The 21,734-nt window shown below is 54.3% G+C and carries 14 protein-coding genes; 1 reads left to right on the top strand and 13 read right to left on the bottom strand.

The annotated features are described in order from the left end of the window. Positions 1–85: 85 nt before the first annotated feature. The 12 genes from MHH48_RS05070 to MHH48_RS05015 all read right to left on the bottom strand — a co-directional run bounded on the left by MHH48_RS05070 (position 86) and on the right by MHH48_RS05015 (position 16,430). Positions 86–1,972 carry a DUF2264 domain-containing protein gene (locus MHH48_RS05070; protein WP_076325581.1) on the bottom strand — a complete coding sequence of 629 codons (1,887 nt, stop codon included), beginning with the start codon at positions 1,970–1,972 and terminating at the stop codon, positions 86–88. Positions 1,973–2,119: 147 nt separating this feature from the next. Further along, positions 2,120–3,256, bottom strand: a complete 1,137-nt coding sequence (locus MHH48_RS05065; RefSeq protein WP_076325582.1) for a glycoside hydrolase family 88 protein — start codon at positions 3,254–3,256, stop codon at positions 2,120–2,122. Positions 3,257–3,274: 18 nt separating this feature from the next. Then, positions 3,275–5,101, bottom strand: a complete 1,827-nt coding sequence (locus tag MHH48_RS05060) for a heparinase II/III family protein (protein ID WP_076325583.1) — start codon at positions 5,099–5,101, stop codon at positions 3,275–3,277. 50 nt (positions 5,102–5,151) lie between these two features. After that, positions 5,152–6,774, bottom strand: a complete 1,623-nt coding sequence (locus MHH48_RS05055; protein WP_076325584.1) for a helix-turn-helix domain-containing protein — start codon at positions 6,772–6,774, stop codon at positions 5,152–5,154. Beyond that, complete coding sequence (locus MHH48_RS05050; RefSeq protein WP_076325585.1) at positions 6,767–8,578, bottom strand: sensor histidine kinase; 1,812 nt, start codon at positions 8,576–8,578, stop codon at positions 6,767–6,769. The genes MHH48_RS05055 and MHH48_RS05050 overlap by 8 nt, the downstream gene beginning before the upstream one ends. A gap of 98 nt (positions 8,579–8,676) precedes the next feature. Continuing rightward, positions 8,677–10,044, bottom strand: a complete 1,368-nt coding sequence (locus MHH48_RS05045) for a sugar ABC transporter substrate-binding protein (RefSeq protein WP_076325586.1) — start codon at positions 10,042–10,044, stop codon at positions 8,677–8,679. A 154-nt stretch (positions 10,045–10,198) separates the two neighbouring features. Next, a complete protein-coding gene (locus tag MHH48_RS05040; protein WP_076325587.1) occupies positions 10,199–11,038 on the bottom strand; it encodes a carbohydrate ABC transporter permease in 840 nt (279 codons plus the stop codon). An 18-nt stretch (positions 11,039–11,056) separates the two neighbouring features. After that, entirely contained in the window at positions 11,057–12,004 is a 948-nt protein-coding gene (locus tag MHH48_RS05035) for a sugar ABC transporter permease (RefSeq protein WP_076325588.1), read from the bottom strand. A 140-nt stretch (positions 12,005–12,144) separates the two neighbouring features. Further along, complete coding sequence (locus tag MHH48_RS05030; protein ID WP_076325589.1) at positions 12,145–12,759, bottom strand: alpha/beta hydrolase; 615 nt, start codon at positions 12,757–12,759, stop codon at positions 12,145–12,147. 508 nt (positions 12,760–13,267) lie between these two features. Next, positions 13,268–13,975, bottom strand: a complete 708-nt coding sequence (locus MHH48_RS05025; protein ID WP_076325590.1) for a PIG-L family deacetylase — start codon at positions 13,973–13,975, stop codon at positions 13,268–13,270. 39 nt (positions 13,976–14,014) lie between these two features. After that, entirely contained in the window at positions 14,015–14,971 is a 957-nt protein-coding gene (locus MHH48_RS05020) for a GNAT family N-acetyltransferase (protein WP_076325591.1), read from the bottom strand. A gap of 313 nt (positions 14,972–15,284) precedes the next feature. Beyond that, positions 15,285–16,430: a serine hydrolase domain-containing protein gene (locus MHH48_RS05015; RefSeq protein ID WP_076325592.1), complete on the bottom strand. Its 1,146-nt coding sequence runs from the start codon at positions 16,428–16,430 to the stop codon at positions 15,285–15,287. Positions 16,431–16,866: 436 nt separating this feature from the next. Between MHH48_RS05015 and MHH48_RS05010 the strand changes: the two genes are divergently transcribed. Beyond that, on the top strand, positions 16,867–19,008 hold the full coding sequence (locus MHH48_RS05010) for an alpha-amylase family glycosyl hydrolase (RefSeq protein WP_076325593.1): 2,142 nt from the start codon (positions 16,867–16,869) through the stop codon (positions 19,006–19,008). Between the two features lie 644 nt (positions 19,009–19,652). Here MHH48_RS05010 and MHH48_RS05005 read toward each other — a convergent pair. Beyond that, positions 19,653–21,689 (bottom strand): methyl-accepting chemotaxis protein, encoded by a 2,037-nt coding sequence (locus MHH48_RS05005; RefSeq protein ID WP_076325594.1) that lies wholly within the window; start codon positions 21,687–21,689, stop codon positions 19,653–19,655. Positions 21,690–21,734 lie beyond the last annotated feature (45 nt).

The raw sequence follows: 21,734 nt of genomic DNA, 5'->3' as shown, positions 1-21,734 counted from the left end.
CGGTTTTCGCCTGTCTATCTGTATGATCTATATTAACTCGGACAAACCACTGCTTCATACCTGTTAGGGTGAGACCACCTGCTTGTTAGTCCATCGGAATCACGATGACTTTCCCCGTCTGCGTGGTGATTGAAATCTGACGCTGCAAGATCTCGACGCCCAGCCCCTCTTTCACGTCTTCCATGGAAGGCTCCTCAATGGCGGGAGTGCCGGGAGCGCTGGGGGTGCCATGCACGGCCGATATGAGCCAATGGGTTCCGGGTTCGAGCGCCGCCCTTAACGTAGGAATGACGGTGCAGGGACGCAGAAGATTGGTATTGGCATGGGGATAGATGAGCTCTGCCGTATCGTAACCGAGCATGCCATAGATGGCGCTGGTGCCGAAAGTGCCGGAAGCCGAAGCTGCTCCATCTCCCGCTCGGGAGCTATGCAGGAAACCTAAGCCCAACGCAAACCCGCCTTCCGCAGCATCGAGACTCCTTCCCGTGCTGATCCGATGGATGCGAATATGCCAAGGCAGTCCCGCCGCTAGCCATGTTCGTACCTCCACATCTCTCCATGGCTTCCATTGTGCATACAGCACATGCTCCTGTATCCGCGTCTCCTCGCATAAGCGTTTGACCCGGAACAGTCGATCGCCCTCGCTAAGGGCCAGCATGGAATCAAAAGCTCCCTGGGCTAGCCCCCATTCCGCTCTCGGAACGCTGAACGCAAAGGCGGTAGAGTATACAAACTTCTCGTACTTGGCAGAAGTATGCGTATGCTCGTTGGTAGATGGATGGCCCGTATTGAATGCGGCCACATGGCCGGTCTGCGCCTCACGGCAAATCACCAGATGTGCATGCTCCTGCACCGAGATGCGTCCCGTCTCCGCCAGCTCCTGCTCCTCGGCCGTCCAGAACGGATGGCTATCCGGCAGAGCCAGGATCAGGAACGTCTTCAGCGACCAGTACACGGAACCGGCGGCGTTATAGTTCTCCGACATGATTCGGTTTGGGTAAGCGTAACCCACTGTCAACACGCCGTCCCGGTCAAAAATAGGCTGCTGAAACCACCATCTGAGATTTCTAAGGACCAGCCCCTTCAACTGGCCCGGACTAAACCCTTCCAGCCCTGTATAGGCCGCAGCCGACCAGAAGGCAGACTGGGCAAAGCGATATGTCAAGCTGCGCCCGTAAGGAACAGCCGCCCCGTCGGGGGCAAACCAGTGGACGAAATCTTGGGCAAACAAAGCCGCCCGCTCCCTGAAACGTCCGGCACGCTCAGGATCTTGGTCCTCCATCAGCTGCGCATAGATCAGACCATAGAAATGGAAAGCATACGGCACGTAGTAATCGCTGTGCCCCCCGATTCCGTCGCTATACCAGCCTGCATCCAGATAGAACTCTTCAATTCGTTGGAGATTTCTCTCCAACTGCCCGGCATCGTATGGCAATCCCACCTTGAGGAAACCGACATTGACAAGGACATGGAAGAATAGCCAATTGCAATCATGGCAAGGGTGATGGTTGATCTGATCGAGCCACTGATAGAGATTAGACTTCTCCGCATCGCTCAGCGGCTGCCAGATCCGCTCCGGAATCAGGCTGAAGGCCAATCCGAATACCGCCATCTCCACCAGACGTTGATCATAGTCGTTAACCTTCCCCCAGTACTCCGCATGCTCCGGATCCGTCCCTGAGCGTATCCCATGCAGGCAGAGCTCCCACAGATCCCCATGGGATCCCCCGGCAACGGCGGGTACGAGCCCCCACAGCACGCGAGAGAAGCCTTCCATCTCCGCAATATCGACATAGGCGTCGGCGCCCGAACGGTCGAGGATTAATCGTGCGCGCCCCTCGGTGTAACATTTATTTAGAGGCCCTAGCAGTTGGGTGAGTGCTTCCTGCACATCCTCTCTTGTCCGCAGCGGATTCCGGGCAACCGGATGGAGCAAGCCGCCCTCGGGATTCCCAGTAACCTGTATACTCATCTTAAATGCTCACTCCATTTCCGGGGATGCTTCTTTTATTCATTTCCTGGTGCGTTTACATCTCTTATCCTCTTCCTCTGCTTTTTCTTGTTCCTGTTTCTGTTCTAGTTCCTATCCTTGTACCCGATCCGTCCGCTTCAATCTCCGTTATTCCCAGTAAAAAGGCCCCTTCTCTCTCAACCGCGCCAGTCCTTCGACAAAGAAAAAGTCGCCGTAAATCAGGGGCACATCGATATTCTTGCCTTCCGGATAATGACTGGTCCCGTGGAGAATCAAGCCTTCCTCTTCATCGTTGTCCCACGTGCCGTAATTCCGGTACAGCGACTCCAAAATCCGGACCGCGGATTTCCGGTATACGGCTGCCTGTCCCTGATCCACCTTGTCCGCCAGAAGCAGCAGCCCGCTTGCGGCGCAGGCACCGGCGGAAGAATCCCGATATATGCGGGCTTCATCCGGCGCGCGGAAGTCCCAGAACGGCACATGATCTTCCGGCAGGTTCGCCAGGAAGAAATGCGCCACCGTTTTGGCCGTGTCGAGGTAAATCGGTTTGCCTGTATGATGGTACGCAAGCGTTAAGCCGTAAATCGCCCACGCTGTTCCCCTGGACCAGGCGGATTCAGGAGCAAAGCCCTGCCCCCCGATCCCTTCCAGGCGCTCACCGGTATTCGGATCATACCGTACGATATGATAGACGGAACCATCCGGCCGGACAAAGTCCCGGACCACCGTATCCATATGCGCTTCGGCAATATGCCGGTAGCGGGGATCACCGCTGATCTCGGAGGCCAGAAACAACAAGGGCGTATTCATGGCGCAATCGATGATGGCGAGCCCCGCGTTATCCTCCCCTTCCGACCACGGATTCCAGGCTCGAATATATTGACCCTTCAGGTTGAAGCGTGCCGCCAGGTAATTTGCCGCCTTCAGTACCCGACCCTTGGACTCTTCGTTGCCGGTCAGCTTGTAGGAGGCCATGCTCGTCAGCGTCCACATGAAGCCGAGATCGTGATCCAGGCGCACATATTGGTTCAGCACGTCATCCAGAATGAGCTCGCACTGCTCGGCGGTGGTTCTAAACTCAGCCAGGCCGCTGTCATTGTACAGAAGCCACAGCATTCCCGGCCAGAAGCCGGCCGTCCACCAATGCGGCGGCTCCAGCTGGTAGACTCCATTCTGGCTGGCATGCGGAAATCCCGCCCCAATCCGCGTTACGTTCCGCTGCGTCTTCGCAAGCGATTTCTCCCAGGCCTCCGTCAACCAATCCAAAGCGATCTCCGTTTTCATTCCTCTCCACTCCTCTGTTCATATGAATTGAAATTTGAAGCCAATATTCGCATGCAAGCCAGGGGCCTTCACTTTGAAATCCATGGCATACCAAGCCGCTTCCTGGCCAAAGTGATCACGGAAGACATGCCTTGTCAGCTCAGGCTCGACAAGCTCGCTGTCGTAGTGGACCAGCAGGCCGGGCTCATGAGTTCCCGCTCTCCTTAACGCGACAACCCACCGGCCATCAAGCAACTTCAGCTCGGGCTGTACCATCGTCACGATCCGCTCCACCAAGCTGCCTGGGGGCGAATCGAACGTGAAGCGGTCGCTCAGCGTCAGTTCCGGCCGGTTCCCCTGCTTGTTCCACTCCAGCGTCCTCGTGAATGACTGAAGCGCAGGAACCCGGTAGGCCGAGGTCAGCTCAAGCGCAAGCCGATCCACGGCTTCACCCGTCACCGCTTCCCATACAACCGCGGCGCTATCCGGGCCCTCTTGCTGAACATGGCCGTCGATGATCGGCACGGAGTGGCCTTGGGAGCCGTTGCAATCATAGCCATACCGTCCTTCGCCGAAATACTCCGCCGTGTACTCGCCGCAGCCGAGATCCGAGCACCATACTTCCCCGGCGCCGTACAGGATAAAATGCCCAAGATCATTATGGTTGTGCGGTTCGTGATTGCTACCACCCTTGGCGGCAAACGCATATACTTGGTCTCCATATGAGCTGCGGGAGATCAGCCACTGGGCATCGGGCAAATAATAACTTGCCTCTTCCCAATCGCTTCCCGCCAGCAAGGGGTTCCGCCAGATCAGGTTGCGCAAAGCCGGAGCCCAGCGGCTGCAATGGTCGTCGCGGTAACCCGACCGGAGAGACTGCGGCGGAGACTCGAAGTCTGCGTACAATCCGGCCAGATAATGAGACAAGCCGATATGTACTGTGCTTTCCGGCTGCGAATCGGAGAAGTTGACGACGGCCTTTCCTCCCATAAAGCCCTGCTGCTGAAACAATGCGATGCGGCCGACCTTCTCTGTACGAAACCAGTCCATCGCACCTTTGCTGCGCTTGCGAAGCAAATCGGCATAATACACGAAATACCCGAACCCGTAATTCCAATATCCCAGCCCTTCCAGACAGGCTCCATCGGGGCCAAAGCCGTGCAGGTAATAGTCCATGCACCACTCCGTCTTCAGCAGAACCTTCGCAAGAGATTCCCCGCTTTCCATAAGCAGCAGCGCGGCAGAGCCGATGGAACCGGCACAGACGGCAGACCAATTATGCGTCGCCGTCTCCCAGCCGTGCTCGTGGCTTAGAAAAGGAATGAACAACCGCGCTTCAACCTCTTCCCCGATTCTTGAGATCAGCAGCGAAGGCAGATGGTCCCGCAGCAGCACGCGGATTTCGCTGAGGGTAAACCCGGTCTCGGCGCTGAACAGATCAATCGTCCCCTTGATGCCGCCGGGCGATTCCGCGTTCACATGCGCCGGTAAACACCAGATATACTCATCGCAGATGGACCAGATCATCTCCTGGAGAGCCGTCCGGTACGCTTCTTTATCCGGCTCCAGAAGGGTCAACAGGGCAAAGGTATTCAGCCGGCGCCTTCGCTCGAAATAAACCTTCTCATAATCCAGCCTTGTTCCCTGCCGGGAAAACTGGGTGAACAAGTCATACGTCAGCGGAGGGTTCGGGTCAGACAGCAGCCGCTCCCCTTCCTCGCGAATCTCGGATATGTCCTGCTCGTAATCTTTGCTTCTCCGGATGTCTTCCCAGAAGGACCTCTGGTCCCCACCTTTGTAATACATCCGCAGATCGGCGGGAGCCATCCCGTTTGCAATCGTTGTCAGCTCCTGTATCCTGTTCATCGGACTAAGACCCTCCTCCTTCCCGTTTCAACGCCTGTTGGAGACGCCTTTCAACCGTTCCGGAACTCTACGGGGGTTACCCCCGCATACGCCTTGAATGTTTTGCTGAAATAACTCACATTGTCGTAAGCCAGACTTTCGCAGATTTCACCGACCGTGCGGTCCGTCTGCCGCAGCAGCTCCTTGGCGCGCTCCATCTTCAAGCGGGTGACGTATTCGATGAAGGTGACGCCGGTTTCTTTCTTGAACATGCGGCTGAAATAGCTCGGATTCAGGTGCAGGCAGCCCGCAACGTCATCCAGCGTGATCCTCTGATCAAGCCGAAGGGACACGTATTTGCAGGCCTCCGCCACTTCCGATCGTCTGCTGCCCCCGAATCCCCGGTCCATAGCCTGCATGGTGGATTCCAAATAATCGTGAAGCCAGGATTTCAGCTCGTTCAGGGAATCCATGTCCATGATCTCTTTGTGCAGCGCATCGGCCGTATACGCAGGTGACAGCGAATGCAGGAGATGAAGCCTCAGCTTCAGATCCAGCAGGAGCTTCAATACCCAGTCCTTGACCGATTCTGGTGCGTACCGCTTCTCCTGAATCCATGAGATCCACCGATCGACCGTGTCGCGCACCCCGCATAACCCCTCTTTTCCGAGCAGCGATTCCCGCAGCTCCGAACTGGCCCGGTCATAATAAACGAAGAGATCGGGATTCCCATGCAGACTTTTCTGTTCAAGCGCTCCGTTCAGTTTGGATATCTCCTGCGGCTCCAGATAGAATCGTTGATGCCGGCAGGCTAGCAGTTCATTGAGCCCTGCCTTTAAGCCTTCGGGATCCGCGCACCCCCGGCCGATCAGGAACGACATGCGAATTCGCAGCACGCGCTCGAGCGTCCGCTGCACCTCCTTCAAGCAGGCTGCGGCCTCATCGTATATGTTGCTGCCCAAGCCGGGGCGATACGCGAACAGGAGCAGCGAAGACTTTGCATCGTATAGGACATGCACCGCATCCGGATTCAGTTGATCCAGCACCTCCCGCAGCACATTGCCCAGAGCAAAATGCAGCGTCTGGTTGGAAGCGAAGCGGTGCTTGATCTCCCGGACATCCTCCAGATGGCCGACCACGGGTAGGCAGTGATAACCCGGCTTCAGCACTCCGTACTCCGACAGCTCATGCCGCCATGTTTCGGTGGACAGCAAGGGCTGATGGATGAAATTTTTAAGGCTCTGCTCCTTCCGCAGCTCCTTGGATTCGTCCACCAGATGGACCATCCGCGACTGCTCCCAGCCCTTCTGGGCTTCCTCGTCCATCGCCTGCTTGAACCGCCTCAGCAGCTGTGCCAGCTCCTCGGGGTCGAGCGTATCCTTCAGCAGATAATCCTGCACGTTCAAGCGCATGGCCTGCTGGGCGTATTGGAACTCGTTATGGCAGGACAGAATGGCGATCCGCACATCGGCCTTCACTTCTTTGATGCGTGCGGACAGCTCAAGCCCGTTCATTTTGGGCATGCCGATATCCGTAATCAGAATGTCCGGAGGCGAAGACCTTGCCTCCTCCCAGGCACTCATTCCGTTCTCATAGCTTCCCATCAGATTCAAGCCCAGCTCATTCCACGAGATGGCCTCCGACAACAGCTCAATGACGGGATAATCATCGTCTACCAGCATCACGTTATACATCCGCATTCCCTCTTTCCGGTATAAACATTTCGATCACCGTTCCTTGGCCAGGCTCGCTGTAGACGTGGCATTGAAAAGCCTCGCCGAACACAATGCTCATCCGTTCCATCACATTTTGCAGACCGATATGGGAGAAACTGCCTCCGCTTGCCTCCTCCTGCATCGAGGATCCGGCGGATCCGCCCTGGATTCTCCGGGCAATCGACTCCCGAATGGCGGCATCCATACCGATGCCGTCGTCCTTCACCGCCAGCACAAGATGCCTGCCCTTCATGGCGGCTGCAATCCGAATCGTCCCTGCCTGCTGGTTGAGCCCATGGATTAACGCATTCTCCACGATCGGCTGCAGAAAAAAGCGCGGCACCTTGAAGAGGAAAGCCTCCGGCGCGAGATCCAGCTCCAGCCTGACCTCCTCCTTCTGCCGAAGGTTCATGAGGGCTATATAATGCGAGATCAGGTCGATCTCTTCGTGAAGCGCAATCTCGTCCTCCTCGCGGCTGATCGTCATGCGGAGCAGTACAGATAAGGAGCCGATCATCTTGGCGCTCTCGGGATCGCCCCGTTTCATGACCTTCATTCGGATCGAATTCAAGACATTGAACAGAAAATGAGGATGGATCTGGGCTTGGAGCATTCGGAGCTCCGCTTTTCGTTTTCTCGCCTGGTTCTCGGATATTTCCGAGATCATGGCTTTGAACCGGTCCAGCATGTCGTCGAATAAATGACCCAGTCGTCCAACCTCATCATTGCCATGAACATTCGACCTGACTTCCAGGTTTCCGCGCTGCACGGAGGACGCCACTTTGCCGAGTTTGACTAACGGCTGGGTAAACGCGCGGACAAGCGCAATGAGCAGCAGCAGAAAGATCAGGAAGGAGCACATCTGAAACCAGAACACCCGGTTGAAAATCGAGTTGATATTGACGATCGCATCCTTGTACGGCTGCATCAGCACCAGCCGCCACCCGGCAAAGGGGATGTCCTGGTGAACCATCAGCTGTTTCTCCCCATTCATCGGCACGATTGAGTAGGGCTTCTCTTGATCCAAGTCATCGAGATAGGCAAAGGTCGTTCCGATCTGGTTCTGATAACTGCCGGAAACGACGGTTCCCTTGGCATCCAGCAGCACCATATCGTTGCCTTCCGAAAGGGAGTTGAAGATCCCGCTGATCTGATCTTCCATGAAGGTCACGATCACGTAGCCGTAAATTTCGGAATCCGGCAGCCGGAGCGTGCGCACCACCGATAATTGCGTCGGATGATCGATTTGATCGGAGCGGAACATCGTGGCCTCCGGCTCCGTCCACAAGGACTCCAAGCCTTGCAGCTCCGAAATCTGGCCGAACCATGGGCGCTGCCTGTAATCAAGCGGATTGTAATCGCTTACGGAATAATTCATGTAATAGGAGCCGTTCTCCAGAATGACGGTGACATAACTTTTCTCGCCAACGACCGTCAAGCTGTCCAGATGCTCCAATACCCGGTTAGATTCTATGAACCTGCGGTAAGGATCCGGGTCTTCGTTGCCGGAGACCACCTGCTTGAAGTAGGAATTTAAACCGGAATTCATCTGAATGTAATTGGCGATATTGATTTTGCTTAAGAGCAGATTCGTCACCGATCCGCGGACCAGCTGAAGGGCATCGCTTGCGTTGGATACCGCCTGCTGCCTCAAGGCTTCCTTCGTTAACGAATTGTACAGAATCAAGCTGACGATGGCGGGAACGACGATGCAGGTGACGGCAGCCAAAATCAGCTTGTGCCTGATGGAGCTCGGGATCAGGCTCTTCAGTCGTGCGGGCATAGGATCCACCTCGGGTATGGCGTGACGGGAATGATGTACGCGAATTCAAAAAAAGGGACGAAGAGTTCCGTCCCGATTTTTTTGTCTATTATACCAGATCATTTTTTGTTGGATTCTATAATTTTGTTCACTCGCTCCTGCGAATTCGCGATGGTCTGATCAATATCCTGATTGCCCAGAATCAGCTTCTCGTATTCCTCGTTCACCGCCTCGTACACTTCCGCCTGATAAGGCGCCGGAGGCACGATGGCCGAGGCCTTCGAGGCAACCAATGTGTCCACGAGCGATTTTTTGTCTACCTTCTCCGGACTTTTCGTGCCCGACAGAATGGTGTCTATGATCTCTTCCACCTGCTCGGTCTTCACCTGCTGCCAGGCCGGAATATTCTTGCCCTGCACGATTTGCCCTTCCGTTGTGTACCAGCGGACGAATTTATAAGCCTCTTCCTTATGCTTCGACTTGGCCGCCACCGCCACGTAATCCGTGGTTACCGGCGTAAGTCCTGTCGGATCGCCTTCCTCGTTTTTCGGGAATGGGGCTACGGCGATATTAAAGTCCAGCGGCACTTTATCCGTTCCGCCGATCTCCGTGTTCATCCAGCTGCCGATCGTGATCATGCTTGCGGATTGATTGAAGAATTGCGTCCGGTAATTCAGCTTCTGGGAGATCATGTCCGTGTAAGGCACCGAGGATTGGTCCTCCTTCTCCATCCGCAGACGCAGTTCCAGCGTCTGTCTGAAGGTCGGGTTATCCAGATTGGAAGAGCCGTCGGCCTTCAAATAATCGGTATCTTGAGGCTGATTGGCCATCATCAGCTTCAGAAACTCCAGCCATCCGCCCCCTTGCGGACCATGGAAATACGTCCCGTAGCGCTTCGACGCTCCTTCGCCCTGGGTCAATTTCTTGGCATAATCTGCATATTCGTCCCAGGTCCAGTCCGTTGGAACCGGCAGTCCCGCTTCCTCCAAGTGATCCTTGTTCAGCAGCACATACCATGGGTTGAACTTGCCGGGCAGCGCGTAGACCTTGCCGTCGAGGCGAGTATCCACTTTATAATCCGTTTCCACACTGTACCCGTCCTTCGCAATAAAGTCATCCAGCGGCTCTGCCATGCCGAGCGCCACCCGCTGCGCATAACCCGCCGGATCGCTGAACATCAGAATGTCCATCTGGGCCGAGGATGCCGCCTCCAGGTCAAGCTTCTTGAACGCCTCCTGCGTATCCCCCTTCTCGCTGAGCTGGACCAGCTCAATGGTCACGCCCGGCGTTGCCTCTTCATAAGCTTGGATCGTTTTCTTCCAATTGTAAGCTTCCTCCGTGCCATAGGTGTACAGCCTCAGATTGGTCTTGCCCCCTTGCGCGGAACCCTCTTGCGCCGCATCCTCTTTCGCTCCGCCGCAGCCGGACAGCAAGCCGATCACCATCGCGGCCGTGAGAACGCCTGACCACCATTTCTTGTTCATCATTGTCTGTAACCCTCCCCATTGATATCTATCGGTATGTAAGGTCGTGACGATTCTAGCTGTAACTATCCACATTATATAGAGCGCTTACATCTCAACCATAAAACAATCTTTACTGATGTTGGAACTATTTTTACCCCGTTCATTCCCGAGGCTCCTACCCCTTGACTCCGCCCAGCGCAATGCCTTCGATGACACTCTTCTGGCCGATGATAAAAACGATCAGCAGCGGGAATATCGCCGACACGGCAGCCGCCATGATCAGGGAATAGAATTCTCCGCTTAAGGAGGTGAATTTCTGCATCGCCAGCGGAATCGTGAACAGCCGGTCCGTCCGCAGGAAGATGAGCGGATTCTGATAATCGTTCCACGTCCAGATGAACCGCAGGATCGCATACGTGGCAACAGCGGGTTTTACCAGCGGCAGCGCAATCGACCAGAAGATCCGCGGATGGTTCGCGCCGTCGATTTTGGCGGATTCGATGAATTCCTGATGCACCCCCATGAAGAATTGCCTGAGCATGAACGTTCCCAGCACGCTGAAGCTTCCCAGCATAATGAGCCCGAAATGGTTATCGAACAGCCCGATGTTGCGGTACAGAATAAACTGCGGGATCAGGATGGCCTGGCCCGGAATCATGTAGGTCACCAGCACGATGATGAACAGCCAATTGCCGGCGACAAACCGGATTTTGGAGAAGCCGTAGGCTGCCAGGGCGGATACCATGGCCGAGATGATCGTGGTCAGTAGGCTGACCTTGATCGAGTTCCAATAATAGAGATAGAAGGGATAATCGCCGAACCATACCTCCTTGTAATTCTGAATCGCGTTCCACTCCCGCGGAATCCACTGAATCGGATATACGAATACGTCTCTCTCCACCTTAAAGGATGTAACCAGCATCCAGATAAAAGGGAGGAGAAACAGAATGCTCACCACGAACATTACGATCGTGACGATAAGCTTGCGCAAGTCAACGCCGACTCTTGTCCCCATAAAGCAGCGCCCTCCCTCCTAGTAGTTGACCCACTTCTTCTGAGCGGCCCACTGACCGAGCGTGATCAGCATGACAAACCCGAACAATACAGCGGCAATGGATGATGCATAACCTACCTTCAGGTTAATGAAAGCCGTATCGTACAAATACCAGACCATCATAGTGGTGGAGCCGATCGGTCCCCCTTGCGTCATGACGGCAATGATATCAAACACCTTGAACGTGGAGATGACGCCCGTCACCAGCAGGAAAAATGACGTCGGCGACAGCAGGGGCAGCGTAATGCGCCTGAACTTGGTCCAGCCGTTGGCTCCATCGATGTCCGCCGCCTCGTACAGATCCTTCGGAATGGATTGCAGGCCGGCGATATAAATAATCAGATTGAAGCCGATGGAGATCCAGATCGATATCAGCATGATGGAAATCAGCGCGAAATTGGGATCCGCGATCCACTTGGGCGGATCGGACATCCCGAGCGTCCGGAGTATTTCGTTGATCGGACCGTAGGACGGCTGGAACAGCACCTGCCATACGACGGCCACCGCCACGATGTTGGATATGTAGGGCATGAAGTAAGCCACTTTAAAATAGCCCTTCATATAGACAAACCGGTCGATCAAGATGGCCAGCGTCATCGAGATCATCATGTAGACCGGAACCGTCAGAAGAAACAAGATGTTGTTGCGTACCGACTTGATAAACATGTCATCCTCCAGCAGCTGGCGGAAATTCTGAAACCCGACCCACTGGATGCCGTCCCAGCCCTGCACGAAATTCCAATCGGCAAACCCCAGCACGAGCGTAGCCAGTATCGGGAACAGCACCAAAATGATAACGCCGATCAGCATCGGGCTTACGAATGCGATCCCCCATAGATTCTCTCCCCGCTGCAAGGATCCCCTGGACTTGTCCTCCCGCGTCGGCTGGGCGCCAGGCTTCTTCATCGTCTCCATTGTCTGTGCCATGTCGGACCCCCTCGATTCTTATTCGATGGGTTAAGTATAAAAAAAATACCGCCAACGTATTGACGGTATTTTGATCATATTCGCTTTCATTTTTACTTGATTAGATAGGGAAAGCATCATGGAACTTGGCATGCCCTGTATTACAGGAACTTCTCCTTAAACCAGGCAGCGGCCATCCCGACCTCAGCACGGCTGAGCTGATGTCCCCCGTTCTCCCAATGCAGCTTCACGTCCGCGCCTGCCCCGCTCAATAGTTCGTTCAGATCCTCGCTCTCCTGCGGCGTGCACATCGGATCGCGCCGGCCGGCCGCGATGAAGACCGGAACGCCGGTCAAATCCGGCAAGGTTTTATCCCGCAGCGGAACCATCGGATGGTGGAGAATGGCCCCTTGCAGCGCGTCCCCTTCGTGGAACAGCAAGCTGGCGGCAATATTGGCGCCGTTTGAATACCCGACTGCCACGATGCGGCTGCGGTCAAAATCGTACTCGGCGGCTGCCCAGTTCAGAAATTCATTCAGATCGTGCGTGCGTTTCACGAGATCCTCTAGATCAAACACGCCTTCGGCCAGACGCCGGAAAAATCTCGGCATGCCGTTCTCCAGCACGTTCCCGCGGACGCCGAGCACATTCGACGTTGGCGAGATCATCTCGGCCAGCGGCAGCAAATCCTCCTCGTTCCCCCCGGTGCCGTGCAGCAATAGTAAGGTTGGTGCCTCCGGAGAGGTTCCCTGGCGGTAAATATGCGTATGTTCCATATGCTTATAGTCTCCCTTCGATTGGTGATATGGTTCAATTTCGAATCCGTTTGACAACCTTGATGTTAGAATGCCCCGGAATACCCAATAGGACCAATGGCTGCCCTAAAAATCACATCAGAAATTAGGTCGCAATCCCCATCAGATGCCGCCCTAATATCCTGTTTCAATATCTTTAATTTAAGATTCTTTAAATACATCATACCATGGATTTTAAAAAATGCAACGCCCGCCCTTCCGCCTTCCGCCAGAGCTGCAATCGGAAACGCTATGTCGCCCGTTCTTCACAACCCGTGACAAACGAAACGAAAAGAGAGGAAGCCTCCACTATGGAAGACTTCCTCTCCTGTTTGTATTCTCTATATATGATTCCGTACGTGTTCCCCCGTAACATCACTCATTATATCAAAAGATAGGTATAATGTCAGTGGATGTTTTGGTATTTCTCACAATTTTTTTGTGAGAATGTTAGCGATTATTCCAGTTGATTGGATGAAAAACCATATATTTAGAAAAATTGTAACCGTTTGGTCAACGCGCCTCTTGGAACCGCGAAGGCCTGCGCGCGCTTAAAGTTCACCGGAGCTCCCCTCACAATCGTGAGCGCTTTGTAATATTCGATGAACGGGAAGCCGTAGGTTTCCCCGCGTGCATAAGCGTACACGTTCATGGCTCTCACCCACGTTTCATAGGCTTCGTCCGGAATATCGATAAACACCTCGGGGTGAAAATCATACGGGTCCTCCCAATTGTCCGCATAATATAAATGCTGGGCATAGTGGGCCGGAAGCTCGCGTTCAATCGTCTTGAGCCCCGCGTAGAAGCGGGCGTCCTCTACAATGTAATGGGTATTGGAGTGATCCTTATGGATGCTCTCCTTCCAATGCGTGATGATGATAACCGGCTTCACTTCCCGTATGACGTCGGCGACCTGATACTTCACTTCCTCGTCCAGCGGAAGCTCGGCATCCTTGTAGGCAAGGAACCGCACATCCGCGCCGACGATATCGGCAAATTGGTGAGCTTCGTCAATCTTTTGCTTTGCGTACTCCTCCGGCGTCAGACGGGGGTGTCCCTTCTCACCTGGCGTTAGATGAAGAAACGTCGCTTTGTGGCCAGCCTGCGTGTATTTGGCGATCACGGCTCCTGCCGTAAGATCCATATCGCCCGCATGCCCGCCAATCGCCAAAATGTGATGCTGTTTTGCTTCCGTCAATGTAATCTCTCCTTTATATATCCATGTAGTCGAGGCTATCTATTGAAGCGGCTTGCTCATAATATCGAACCGGCGCGTCACGTCGAAGCCGGCTTTGCGGTACAGATGGCCTGCGGGACTCTGCTCGCCCGTCCAGAGGAACCAGGCACCGTGCAGTCCTTGAGCACGCATAAGAGCAAGGCAGTCATACAAGAGGATTTTTCCGAGTCCCTCCCCTTGCATCGACGGATCCACGCCAAACGGACCGAATCGTTCAGCTACGCCCTCATATCCGCCATGCAGGCAGAAGCCCACCAGCTTCCCTTGATCGCGCGCGATCAGAATCTGATCCGTTGTTAATCGCTGGAGCAGTCCCTCACGAATCGCCCGGCCCCAATCCGGGTTAAACACGTCCGTCGCAAACTCGATCAGCTCCACAAGATCGCTGTCCTGAGCCGGCTTGAAAGTAAAGCCTTCATGCTCCCGCTGCCGCTTTAGCTCCACAACCTCCGGCGGCATATGAAAATCGACCAGGGAGCGATCCATCGCAACCGCCGTGTAATTGCGGGTAAAGCCGCTTGCCGCAAGCCACGCCAAGCCCTCTGGATAGCGCTCGCCATCGATGCCCGGAACGATATAATTCGGGGCATATGAGGAGAAAAAGACTTTGCTGCGTCCATGATCGCGAAGATAGTCTTCGCCGTCCTGCAGCAGCCGCGATGCCACCCCCTGTCTTCGAACCGATGGATCGGTATAGAAGAAAGTGATCCAGCCGTGATCCGGGTCCAGTTCGGTGCCGATCATCGGCAATCTCCGGCGCACCGCATACAGAACGCCCACAATGCGGCCCTCCTGCTCCGCGATCCGCAGTCCCTGCGGATCAAAGTTCGGGTCGAGCAGCACCAGATTTCGAAAACGAAGCCGGGTGATGGGATCTCCCGGCAGACAGGCGTTCCACAGAGCCGTAATCCCTTCCTCTTCTCCAGGCCGGTAAGACCTGTAGGTTAAACTAGGCATTGCGTTATCCCTCCTTATAATCGTAATTCATAGGATTCGCTTGGATTCGCTTCAATTGCCGCGAACGGAATGCAACCGGTTGATCTTAATTAAGGAAGACTTCCATATGGCTATACGGGACATCAATGTACGAGCTCCCATAAATGTACTGGCTCAATTGGCCATTCCTTAAGTCCATCCGGCGTTATATCGCCCCCGCGTTGCTGCCGAAACGAAAACCGCTATTTTATACATCGTGCGCACTGCTCCCTGCACACGGTGCGTTGTCCGGGGGCATGCTTGGATGGCTGTCGCCCTATGCCGGAGCCTCGTCTTACCATGCCACGGCTCCTGTTAAAGCGTTATGAACCTGGGCCCGCAGCTGAGCCACGCTGCAGCCCCGCCCCCCGTATACGCGGTTTGTCAGCAGAACGACCGCAAGATCCAACTCGGGATCGATCCACATGCTGGTTCCGGTAAAGCCGGTATGTCCGTAACAGCCAGGACCCATCCAATCACCGGAAGCATCCATCTTATCCCCTTTCAGTACCCACCCCAGACCACGGTTGGAGCCATGAATATGTCCCGTATGGGTACGAGTGGCCGCAATGGCCGCAGCCCGAGATAAAATGCGGGATTCGCCACCCCCCGACTCTGAACCTTCCGTTGCCGGGATCGCCCCTTGTTCCAGCCACATTCTGGCGTACTGCAGCAGATCGCCTGCTGTGGCAAACAAGCCGGCATGGCCGCATACACCACCCAAGGCCCGCGCCTTCTCGTCATGTACGATCCCGCACAGATGATCCTGGATGGTATTCTCATACTCCGTTGCGGCATAGCGGCCGGGCTGTTCCGGCAAAGGAGTCAGCGTGGCATAACGCATGCCGAGTGGATCTAACACCCGTCCCTTTACTGCTTGGTCTAATGGGATTCCCAGCGACTTCTCAATAATGCGGCCAAGCGCCAAATATCCCAAATCGCTGTAAATCACTTCGGTATCCGGCTTAGTCGCGAGCGGCGCGGTAAGAACGACATCCCACATCCGCTCCCTATCCCAGCCCTGCGAGTGCAGGTTCATATCCGCCTGGAGCCCGGAAGTATGCGTCAGCAGCTGGACTACCGTAATCTCTTCTTTTCCTGCCGTTCCGAATGAAGGCAGAATGTCACTCACTTTTGTGCTTAGGGTCAAGACTCCCTCATCGATCAATTGCAGAATCAACGGGAGCGTAACCACCACCTTCGTTAAGGACGCACAATCGTATAACGTATCCTTGCTGGCCGGCACAGGCTGGCCCTGCTTCGGCTTGGGGTTGGCATAACCGGCACTATAGGACCACTGCTTGCCTTCATGCATAACACCCAGTACGGCTCCCGGTGTCGTACCTGCGGCAATCTCGCGTTCAATGGCGGCGCAAGCCGACTTCACTCCCTTGATTCCCAATCCAAGCTGCTCTGCACCAGCCTCCGCATGATGCTCCATTGTTATTCCCTCCTTTACATCAAGTCCTTGTGTCGGATCAACTGAAAAACAAACATGCCATCCGCATCAACAGCTTCTTCGAAAAATGTAAACGTTTCCTAAACCTATTATATGACCCATAAAATTTTGTTTCAATAAAAATTGATGATTATAAAATTTAATTTCACCACACCCGACATGAATTTCCCTTTTATTTGGATATTACGTATTGACACTTGAATTCGCTTTCATTTACAATATTGTTGAAATCAAACACTCGCATAATTTAAGGGCCATGCATTCCGTAACCGCACATCCGGTATGGAACAACCCCGGTTTCTCTACAGGAGATTCCGGGGTTTTTTGTTGCCCGATTTTGTATGGGAGGTGATGCTCAAGCAGCCGATAAGCTAGTAAAACCAGCCTTCTCTTTATCAACTACATAGGAGGAATTACGATGAAAAAGTTTTACAAACTGACAACTGCTCTTGCCCTTAGCTTGTCCCTGGTCCTGAGCTTGCTTGGCCCAGCCCATGCAGCCCCGGATACCTCGGTATCCAACAAGCAAAATTTCAGCACGGATGTCATTTATCAAATCTTTACGGACCGTTTCTCCGACGGCAATGCTGCTAACAACCCAACCGGACCTGCCTTTGACGGTACCTGTACCAATCTGAGGCTGTACTGCGGCGGTGACTGGCAAGGGATCATTAACAAAATCAATGACGGCTACCTGACCGGCATGGGCGTTACCGCCATCTGGATCTCCCAGCCTGTCGAGAACATCTACAGCGTCATCAACTATTCCGGCGTGAACAACACCGCTTATCACGGCTATTGGGCCAGAGACTTCAAGAAAACGAATCCGGCTTACGGCACGATCGCCGATTTCCAGAATCTCATCGCTGCCGCTCATGCCAAGAATATTAAAGTCATCATCGACTTCGCACCGAACCACACCTCTCCCGCTTCCTCGGACCAGCCGTCGTTCGCGGAGAACGGCAAGCTGTACAACAACGGCACCCTGCTCGGCGGATACACGAACGATACGCAGAATTTGTTCCATCATAACGGAGGCACCGATTTTTCGACGACAGAGAACGGGATTTACAAAAACCTGTATGACCTTGCTGACCTGAACCACAACAACAGCACCGTGGATACCTACCTGAAAGATGCCATCAAAATGTGGCTCGATCTGGGCATTGACGGCATTCGAATGGACGCGGTGAAACATATGCCGTTTGGCTGGCAGAAGAGTTTCATGGCTACCGTCAACAACTACAAGCCGGTCTTCACCTTCGGCGAATGGTTCCTCGGCGTGAACGAAGTGAGTGCCGAGAACCATAAGTTCGCCAACGAATCCGGCATGAGCCTGCTGGACTTCCGTTTCGCACAAAAGGTACGCCAAGTGTTCAGGGACAACACCGACAATATGTACGGTCTGAAGTCCATGCTGGAGGGCTCGGCCACCGATTATGCCCAAGTGGAGGATCAGGTCACGTTCATCGATAACCATGATATGGAGCGGTTCCACAACAGCAGCGACAACCGCCGCAAGCTGGAACAGGCCTTGGCCTTCACGCTCACCTCGCGCGGGGTGCCAGCCATCTATTACGGAACCGAACAATACATGTCCGGTGGCAACGACCCAGACAACCGGGCACGGATTCCTTCTTTCTCTACGACGACTACAGCTTACCAAGTAATTAAAAAGCTGGCCCCATTGCGCAAGTCCAATCCGGCCATCGCCTATGGAACGACGCAGGAGCGCTGGATCAACAATGATGTCCTGATCTATGAACGCAAATTCGGCAACAACGTGGCGCTTATCGCTGTCAACCGCAACGTGAACACACCGGTCTCCATTACGGGATTGGCGACTTCATTGCCTGCCGGGAGCTATACCGACGTGCTGGGCGGACTTCTGAACGGCAACAGCTTGACCGTTGGCACAGGCGGAGCAGCTTCCAACTTTACGCTGGCTGCCGGCGGTACGGCCGTATGGCAATATACCACGGCCGTGACTTCGCCAACGATCGGGCACGTAGGCCCGATGATGGCCAAACCGGGCGCAACCATCACCATTGACGGCCGCGGCTTCGGCGCAACCAAAGGCACGGTATACTTCGGCTCAACGGTCGTAACGGGTGCTAACGTTACAGCATGGGAGGACACGCAGATCAAAGTGAAAATCCCTGCGGTTGCTGGTGGCGTATATAACATCAAAGTCGCCAATAGCGCTGGCACTTCAAGCAATGTGCACGACAACTTCGAAGTGTTGACCGGGGATCAAGTCAGCGTCCGGTTTGTGGTAAACAATGCCACCACCGCACTTGGACAAAACGTGTACCTGGCAGGCAGCGTGAGCGAGCTCGGCAATTGGGACCCTGCCAAAGCTGTCGGGCCATTGTACAACCAGGTCATCTACCAATACCCAACCTGGTACTACGACGTCAGCGTACCGGCCGGTAAAACCATCGAATTCAAATTTCTGAAGAAACAAGGCTCGACGGTAACGTGGGAGGGCGGATCGAACCATACCTTCACCGCTCCAGCAAACGGCACAGCCACCATCAACGTGAACTGGCAGCCGTAAGCCCGTAAGAACGTACTATTCCTTCACCGCTCCAGCGAGGCACGGCCACCATTAATGTGAATTGGCAGCCGTAAGCCCGCAGGAACGTATCATTCCTTCACCGCTCCGGCCAGCAGAACCGCCCCTATTTTATGCGAAGGAGTGGCCCCTAAATAAAACCAGCTCCGGGACGATTCCCAGAGCTGGTTTTATTCATGCAGTTCATAATCTAGCAGGCAATAGCCCGTTACGCACGAAGTACCCCAACGTTCCCCGCGCTACATGAAGCGATTCCCAAAGGGAGAGCGTGCTCAGCAGGTAGTAACTCAACAAGCGTACGAGGTAGTTCAACGGTCTCGCGCTCAATCCCAGCACTCCCACCAACAAGAGCCGATGAAGATGTTCTCCTTCATCGGCTCTTTTCCATCCCCACACCTTAGCGTAAGTGGTTGTGTGCATAGCACGCAGTAGCGAAAGAGGACGAATCGATTCCCCACAAGCTTCAACGGAGCAGGCGGAATCATGGTGGAGAAACGAAGCGGTCCCCTTTATCCCCGGATTTCAACCATAAATATCATTCCAATAGAAATCCGGGGATAACAGGGATCGGAAGCATGATCCGCATGCGGAGTGCTGCATAGCCATCACATCATTACGAAAACTATTTACGTCCTAAACATCACCAATGACTTGCGCAAACCCTCCGACAGCTCCTCCAAGCGTGAAGACAGGACAACCAGCTTCTCGCTCACCTTGAACTGCTCGGATGACATCGAAGCGACCTCCTCCGTGGCGGCGCTGGTCTCTTGCACGATCGAGCTCGCCTCCGAGATCGAGTCGGTCAGGGTAAGCTGGGAACCGATCAGTACCTCGACCGAACGGGTCGATTCGCGGATCTCGGCCAAAAGAGCATCCATCTCGTGGCGAACATGATCAAATACGCCCTGGGCTTCCTGCACCGAATGCAGCTGCTCGTCAAAGAGCGGCGATGCCGACGTCAAGGCATCCACGGAGCCTTGCACTTCAGAGCGGATATCCTTGATCATCGCGCCTACGGTCTGGATCGATTCCTTGGAACGATCCGCCAAGCTCCGCACTTCATTGGCTACGACCATGAAGCCGCTGCCTGCTGCCCCCGCACGGGCCGCTTCAATCGTCGCGTTAATAGACAGCACGTTGGTTTGATGCGTGATCTCCGACATCAGCTCCAATATTTTGTGAATCGACGCGGTGTTCTCCTTCAGCTTCTCCGCATTCTGGACGATGGCCCGGTTCACCTGATTAATCCGCGTGGATTTCTCCACCAGATTGTCCATATGCCGTGCGCCCTCTCCCGTCACCAGAAGCACGCGATCGGCCGATGCCTCCATCACTTGATTCGAATTCGAAACCTTGCTCATCTGGGCGCCAATGTTCTCAGCCAGCTGATTCTCCCGTTCGGCTTCCATCGCCAAGCTTGCGCTTCCCTGTGCAATCTGCTCCATAGCCGATACAATCTCACCAGCCGTCAGCGAGGTTCCCTTCGATGCTTCCGCCAATTCCTCCGCCGTAGCCAGCACTTCCTTCGCGGAAGCATTCGTCTGATCGACCAAAGCCGCGATTTGCCCCATCATCCGGTTGAAGCTGTGACCGAGACGACCAATTTCATCCGCACGCTGGAACTCGGTTCGAACCCTCAGGTTCCCCTGCTCACCCTCTTCCATCAGACGGCACATCTGATTCAGCGGGCGGCCAATGGAACGCATCATATAATAGCCTATTAATATAGCGACCAGCACCGCGGCCACAATGACCGCAAGCGTTACAAACAATAGTTTGTCTGTGGCTTGCACGAAATCGCTAACGGGAGCAAATCCAACCATATGCCAAGGAGCCGTCTTCAGCGGTGTATACACTACCATCTGCTCATCGGCGGTGTAATAAATCCCTGCTTCCTCGGCATCTTGAGGGACCGTAATGGTGGACGGCTGCATCAGCTGGGCCGTGTCCATGTCGTGTACGATCCGGTTATCCTCGGCAACAATTCGCATCCGACCGTTGTTCCCTATTTTTAGATTGGTCAGCACCTCTCCGACCGCCTCGTTCTTGATATCGATCAGCAGGATATACTGCGCATTCGGATTCTTCAGGTTTTTCAGCAATCTCCCCATCGACATGGTGGCGGTTTTCTCGTTCTCCATAAAACCTTGAACCTCAGTGGGGAACCATACCGGTTCACCATCGGCCTGGATAATCCGGTCTATCTTCGCCTTCACGCCATCCGCGGATGACATTCCCGATAAGCCTGTTGAATTATAGGAGCTTTGAGCTTGAAGATTGGGCGCAACCAGACGCATGCCCTGCAGACGTTTATCGGAAGATGCCATCCCGTTCAATTTCTCACGGATTCGGTTCTCGGCCTGCGTTTTGTCCCGAATGCCGATACCCGCACTACTCACCGTAACGAGGTCCTCGCGAAGCACCGTATCCAGCGCCCATTGCCGGGAAGCGGCTTCATATTGGGCCAGCAGAAAATCCAGCTTGTCCGCCGCCTGCATCATCTGCCCCGAAGTCGCTTCTGACACCTGATCCATCACCGTGTCCTTGGAGATGAAATACGATAATAACCCCAACGCCGAAGATAACAGCACGATCGTGGTAAAAAAGATAACAAACAGCTTCATCCCAACTGCTTTGAATTGAAAACGTCTCATCATGTTCATATGAATATGTCCCCCTGCATCGCATGTTTGAATGCGAAAAGACAC

Source organism: Paenibacillus sp. FSL F4-0100 (assembly GCF_037993005.1).
GTDB lineage: Bacteria > Bacillota > Bacilli > Paenibacillales > Paenibacillaceae > Paenibacillus_AQ.
The sequence above is the reverse complement of the archived record's forward strand: the minus strand, read 5'-3'. Positions and strand labels throughout refer to the sequence as shown.

What these genes read in the sequence shown, in the direction of transcription:
- MHH48_RS05070 (WP_076325581.1), bottom strand. Translation starts at nt 1,972, where the DNA reads ATGAGTATACAGGTTACTGGGAATCCCGAGGGCGGCTTGCTCCATCCG.
- MHH48_RS05065 (WP_076325582.1), bottom strand. Translation starts at nt 3,256, where the DNA reads ATGAAAACGGAGATCGCTTTGGATTGGTTGACGGAGGCCTGGGAGAAA.
- MHH48_RS05060 (WP_076325583.1), bottom strand. Translation starts at nt 5,101, where the DNA reads ATGAACAGGATACAGGAGCTGACAACGATTGCAAACGGGATGGCTCCC.
- MHH48_RS05055 (WP_076325584.1), bottom strand. Translation starts at nt 6,774, where the DNA reads ATGTATAACGTGATGCTGGTAGACGATGATTATCCCGTCATTGAGCTG.
- MHH48_RS05050 (WP_076325585.1), bottom strand. Translation starts at nt 8,578, where the DNA reads ATGCCCGCACGACTGAAGAGCCTGATCCCGAGCTCCATCAGGCACAAG.
- MHH48_RS05045 (WP_076325586.1), bottom strand. Translation starts at nt 10,044, where the DNA reads ATGATGAACAAGAAATGGTGGTCAGGCGTTCTCACGGCCGCGATGGTG.
- MHH48_RS05040 (WP_076325587.1), bottom strand. Translation starts at nt 11,038, where the DNA reads ATGGGGACAAGAGTCGGCGTTGACTTGCGCAAGCTTATCGTCACGATC.
- MHH48_RS05035 (WP_076325588.1), bottom strand. Translation starts at nt 12,004, where the DNA reads ATGGCACAGACAATGGAGACGATGAAGAAGCCTGGCGCCCAGCCGACG.
- MHH48_RS05030 (WP_076325589.1), bottom strand. Translation starts at nt 12,759, where the DNA reads ATGGAACATACGCATATTTACCGCCAGGGAACCTCTCCGGAGGCACCA.
- MHH48_RS05020 (WP_076325591.1), bottom strand. Translation starts at nt 14,971, where the DNA reads ATGCCTAGTTTAACCTACAGGTCTTACCGGCCTGGAGAAGAGGAAGGG.
- MHH48_RS05015 (WP_076325592.1), bottom strand. Translation starts at nt 16,430, where the DNA reads ATGGAGCATCATGCGGAGGCTGGTGCAGAGCAGCTTGGATTGGGAATC.
- MHH48_RS05010 (WP_076325593.1), top strand. Translation starts at nt 16,867, where the DNA reads ATGAAAAAGTTTTACAAACTGACAACTGCTCTTGCCCTTAGCTTGTCC.
- MHH48_RS05005 (WP_076325594.1), bottom strand. Translation starts at nt 21,689, where the DNA reads ATGAACATGATGAGACGTTTTCAATTCAAAGCAGTTGGGATGAAGCTG.